Source organism: Mesorhizobium sp. M1A.F.Ca.IN.022.07.1.1 (assembly GCF_003997575.1).
GTDB lineage: Bacteria > Pseudomonadota > Alphaproteobacteria > Rhizobiales > Rhizobiaceae > Mesorhizobium.
Window position 1 is genome coordinate 1 of the sequence record NZ_RZST01000410.1, and the last position, 4,650, is coordinate 4,650.

6 protein-coding genes are annotated in these 4,650 nt (G+C 64.2%); 2 read left to right on the top strand and 4 right to left on the bottom strand.

Going from position 1 to position 4,650, the window contains the following annotated elements:
• A partial coding sequence (locus EOA75_RS29150) for a glycerophosphodiester phosphodiesterase family protein (RefSeq protein ID WP_164747635.1) occupies positions 1-1,006 on the top strand: 1,006 nt, incomplete at its 5' end.
• Between the two features lie 209 nt (positions 1,007-1,215).
• Here the strand turns inward: EOA75_RS29150 and EOA75_RS29155 are convergent.
• Entirely contained in the window at positions 1,216-2,088 is an 873-nt protein-coding gene (locus EOA75_RS29155; RefSeq protein ID WP_127246949.1) for an aldo/keto reductase family oxidoreductase, read from the bottom strand.
• A 94-nt stretch (positions 2,089-2,182) separates the two neighbouring features.
• On the opposite strand from EOA75_RS29155, the gene EOA75_RS29160 reads away from it, so the two are divergent.
• Positions 2,183-3,091 (top strand): LysR family transcriptional regulator, encoded by a 909-nt coding sequence (locus EOA75_RS29160; protein ID WP_127325779.1) that lies wholly within the window; start codon positions 2,183-2,185, stop codon positions 3,089-3,091.
• 57 nt (positions 3,092-3,148) lie between these two features.
• Here EOA75_RS29160 and rpsI read toward each other — a convergent pair whose 3' ends face one another.
• The 3 genes from rpsI to EOA75_RS29175 form a co-directional block, all read right to left on the bottom strand.
• Entirely contained in the window at positions 3,149-3,625 is a 477-nt protein-coding gene (gene rpsI / locus EOA75_RS29165) for a 30S ribosomal protein S9 (protein ID WP_066989448.1), read from the bottom strand.
• Complete coding sequence (rplM, locus tag EOA75_RS29170) at positions 3,625-4,089, bottom strand: 50S ribosomal protein L13 (RefSeq protein ID WP_127215765.1); 465 nt, start codon at positions 4,087-4,089, stop codon at positions 3,625-3,627. Before rplM ends, rpsI begins: the two co-directional genes overlap by 1 nt.
• Positions 4,090-4,313: 224 nt before the next feature.
• Positions 4,314-4,650 (bottom strand): PaaI family thioesterase (locus tag EOA75_RS29175; protein ID WP_164747636.1); only part of this gene is annotated, 337 nt, incomplete at its 5' end.

Genomic DNA, 4,650 nt, shown 5'->3' on the forward strand with positions numbered 1-4,650 from the left:
GAGTCAAACCTTAGCCGGTGAGACGCGCGCCGCCCAAATCCTCGACCGCTTCGAACACGCCAACCAGTGGCGCGATCATGTGATGATCGCGGCGCATCGGGCCGGCAGCATGCAGGCCGGCAAGACGCTTTATGCCGAGAATTCGCTTGCCGCGGTCGAGGGCTCGATCGCGATCGGCGCCGAGATCGTCGAGGTCGATGTGAGGCGCTCGAAGGACGGCGCGTTCGTCATCATGCATGACAGCTGGCTCGACCGCACCACGAACTGCAAGGGCGAGGTGGTGGAATATACGCTGGCGGAGCTGAAGAAGTGCCGGCTGGTGATCGAGGGCACCGGCGCCGTCACCAGCGAGCCGGTGTTGACGCTGCGCGAGATGCTGCTGACGACCAAGGACAGGATCCTCATCAATCTCGACAACAAGCTGGAGGTGACGGACCTGCCAGGCATGATCGCGGTCGCCCGCGATCTCGGCATGGCCGATCAGGTGATCGTCAAGGAGAACCTGTGGAACCAGGCGCGCATTGAAGCCGCGAAGGCCGCGCTCGCCCAGGCGGGCGGCGGCTTCCAGTTCATGCCGATCCTTGCCGATGACGCCGTGCACGATGCTGCCTTTGCCGGCGAGGTCGACAAGGCGTTCGCGCCACGCGCTATCGAGCTGATCAACTGGCGCAACGGCGCCGAGACGTTGACCGCAAACGGCGGCCCGCTGTTCAGCACGCGCATGCGGGCTACAGCCGTCCGCGGTGACTGGCACCTCTGGGCCGATACTTATGCCATCGTCAACAAGCCGGGCGGCTTCCTTGCCGGCGGCCGTGGCGACGAGCTGGCGGTCGCTGCCGGCCTGCCGCGCGAGGCTTGGGGTTTTTGGGTCGATCGCGGCGCCACCATCATCCAGACCGACGAGCCAAAAGCGGCGATCGAATGGCTGGCTGCCAATGGCTATCGCGTGCCTTATATGGACGAGGCGCGCCCGGCTGAGCCGGCGCGCACGGCGAGCATCAATTAGCTGGCGTCGGTGCTCCCCACCGGGAGCTTCGCGCCGACCTGCCCATCGAGGGGCCATCGCGGGGAGGTCGAAGTTGCGCCAAGCTCGCCGGCGGTCGAGTGCTACAACGGCTGCGGGACGCTGCAAATGGGACGCCGAAAGATAGGCGCGGTACCTCCTCTTGATGGGGAAGTGGCGCCGCTGGCGCGGGTGGGATGACGGCGCTTGACCTAGGCGGCTTTCGCCACGCCCTCCAACTCGGCCAGCACTTCGTCCGACAATTCCAGCTCCGCAGCCGCAAGATTCTCCCGCAGATGCCCGACCGATGAGGTGCCGGGGATCAGCAGGATGTTCGGTGAGCGTCGCAACAACCATGCCAGCGCAACCTGCATCGGCTTCGCGCCGAGCCGCTCGGCCACGCCGGACAGCGTCGACGATTGCAACGGGCTGAAGCCGCCAAGCGGAAAAAACGGCACATAGGCGATGCCGTGGCGCGCCAGTTCATCGATCAGCGCGTCGTCCTCGCGATGCGCCAGATTGTACTGGTTCTGCACGCAGACGATGTCGCAAATCTTGCGGCCTTCCTGGATTTGCGCTCGGGTGACGTTGCTCAAGCCGATATTGCGCACCAGGCCCTTGCGCTGAAGCTCGGCGAGCTTGGTGACCTGCGCCTCGATGGAGCCCTCCGCTGGACCATGCATCCCGAACATGATGCGCAGATTGACGACGTCCATCACCTCGAGGCCAAGATTGCGAAGATTGTCGTGTACGGCCTGTTCGAGTTCATCGGCTGTGAAGGCCGGCAGCCAGGAGGCGTCTTCGCCACGACGGGCGCCGATCTTTGTGACGATGGTGAGGTCGTCGGGGTAGGGCGATAGCGCCTCGCGGATCAGCTTGTTGGTGACGTGCGGACCATAATAATCGCTGGTGTCGATATGGTTCACGCCTTGCGCTATCGCTTCGCGCAGCACGGCGATGGCCGCGTCATGGTTCTTTGGCGGACCGAACACTCCTTTGCCTGCGAGCTGCATGGCGCCGTAGCCGAGGCGGCGGACCGAGCGGTCGCCGAGTTTATAGGTGCCGGATTTGTTTACGCTGGACATCGGGTTCTCCTTCATTGTCGGCGAGGGAGATAAGACATAGCCGCTGTCCCGATAATCAGCTATATTCGGCACAGCTTGTACGAAATTTAGGACAATGGCGGCCGAACTCAACGATCTCCAGGCATTCATGGCCGTGGCCCGCGCCGGCGGCTTTCGCGAAGCAGCTCGCGCCACGGCCGGCAGCGCGTCAGCGCTCAGCGAAGCCATCCGCCGTCTGGAAACCCAACTCGGTGTTAGGCTCTTCAACCGCACCACGCGCAGCGTTGCTTTGACCGAAGCTGGTGCCAGCCTGCTGGCGCGGCTCGGCCCCGCATTGGGCGAGGTAGAAGCTGCGCTCGATGTGGTGAACGGCTTTCGCGACCGGCCCGCCGGAACCTTGCGTCTCAACGTGCCGATAAGCGCCTCGCGGCTGGTGCTGCCCAAGATCGTTCCGCGATTTCTCGCGGCCTATCCCGCCATTCGCCTGGAGGTGATCGCCGAGGAGAACTTTGTCGATGTGCTGGTGGCCGGCTGCGACGCCGGAATCCGCTATGACGAGCGGCTGGAGCAGGACATGATCGCGGTGCCGATCGGACCGCGCGCGCAGCGCTTCACGACCTCCGCCGCGCCGTCCTACCTTGACCGGCACGGTCGGCCGCAGCACCCGCGCGACCTGCTTGGCCATGCCTGCGTGCGCGGCCGCTTCCCGAGCGGGGTCATGACGCCCTGGGAGTTCGAGCGGGACGGCGAGGTGGTGCGGGTCGATCCCACGGGGCCATTGGTCGTCAGCATCGGTGGTGGCGTCGATCTCGCTGTCGATGCGGCGATCGCCGGCGTCGGCATCCTTTGGCTCTTCGAGGACTGGGTGCGCCCGTATTTCGACAGCGGCGTTCTGGAACCTGTGCTCCAGCCCTGGTGGCAAAGCTTCTCGGGGCCGTTTCTTTATTACCCTGGCCGGCGCTTGGTGCCGGCCCCGCTGCGCGCGTTCATCGACTACACAAAAACGCCGGCCGGGCACTGGTGACGGAAACAAAAAAGCCGCCCGGAGGCGGCCTTTTCGAAAGCTGGGGACCCGTAGCGCTTAGCGCTTCGAGAACTGGAAGCTGCGGCGCGCCTTGGCCTTGCCGTATTTCTTGCGCTCGACCACGCGGCTGTCGCGGGTGAGAAAGCCGCCCTTCTTGAGCACCGAACGCAGGCCCGGCTCGTAATAGGTCAGCGCCTTGGAGATGCCGTGACGCACGGCGCCCGCCTGGCCGGAGAGACCGCCGCCGATGACGGTGGCGACGATGTCGTACTGGCCGGCGCGGTTGGCGGCGACGATCGGCTGGTTGAGGATCATCTGCAGCACGGGACGCGCGAAATAGGTCGCGAATTCCTTGTCGTTGACGATGATCTTGCCGGAGCCCGGCTTCACCCAGACGCGCGCGATCGCGTTCTTGCGCTTGCCAGTGGCATAGGCGCGGCCCGACTTGTCGAGCTTCTGGACGTGGACAGGCGCGGCCGGCTGCGCGGCGGTCGTGACAGTCCCGAGTTCTGCGAGCGAGGAAAGCTCAGCCATTACGAGGCCCTCTTGTTCTTGGAGTTCAGCTTGGCCACGTCGAGCGTGACGGGCTGCTGGGCCGCGTGCGGATGCTCAGTGCCTGCATAGACGCGGAGATTCTTCATCTGGCGGCGGCCAAGCGGGCCGCGCGGGATCATGCGCTCCACAGCCTTCTCGACGACGCGCTCGGGGAAGCGGCCCTCGAGCAGCTGGCGCGCGGTGCGCTCCTTGACGCCGCCGGGATGGCCGGTGTGCCAGTAATAGATCTTGTCGGTGTACTTCTTGCCGGTGAACACCACCTTGTCGGCATTGATGACGATGACATTGTCGCCATCATCGACATGCGGGGTGAAAGTGGGCTTGTGCTTGCCGCGCAGATGGTTGGCGATGACAGTTGCAAGGCGGCCGACGACGAGACCCTCGGCGTCGATCAGCACCCACTTCTTCACCACATCCGCAGGCTTCTGCGAAAAGGTAGCCATGTTTTGCTCTCAGGTTGACCGTCCTGTCCGCGAACGGCAGGAACAGGCGTTTTTTGTTGCTTGAATTGACGGAGAGGCCAAGCCGTCCGGCAATAACAAAACGGCGGCCCTTGCGGCCGCTGTTTCGTGACGGCTTATAGGCGAGGGCGCCGGATGCGTCAAGCCAAGCGGAAACTCTACTGGCGCTGAAAATAAAGCAAAAACAATCAATTGGCGAAACGGTATTATTTTACCTCATCCATTCGCTTCGGCGGGATCGAATAGGTCCCGGTGGCGTGGGCCACCGTGTGCCGGTCGGCCCCGGCGACGATGTCGATGTCGAAGACCATCAGGCTCTTTCCGAGCTTGAGGATACGGCAATGGCCGTCGATCGGTCCGGCCTCTGCCTTGCGCATGAAGTTGATGTTGAGATTGGTCGTCACCGAAAGCGCATCCGGCCCGGCATGGCTGAGCACGCACACATAGCCGCCAATGTCGGCAAGCGTGAACAGCGCCGGACCCGAGACGGTGCCGCCGGGGCGCAGATGGCGCTGGTCGGCATTGAGCCGCACCGTGCAGCCG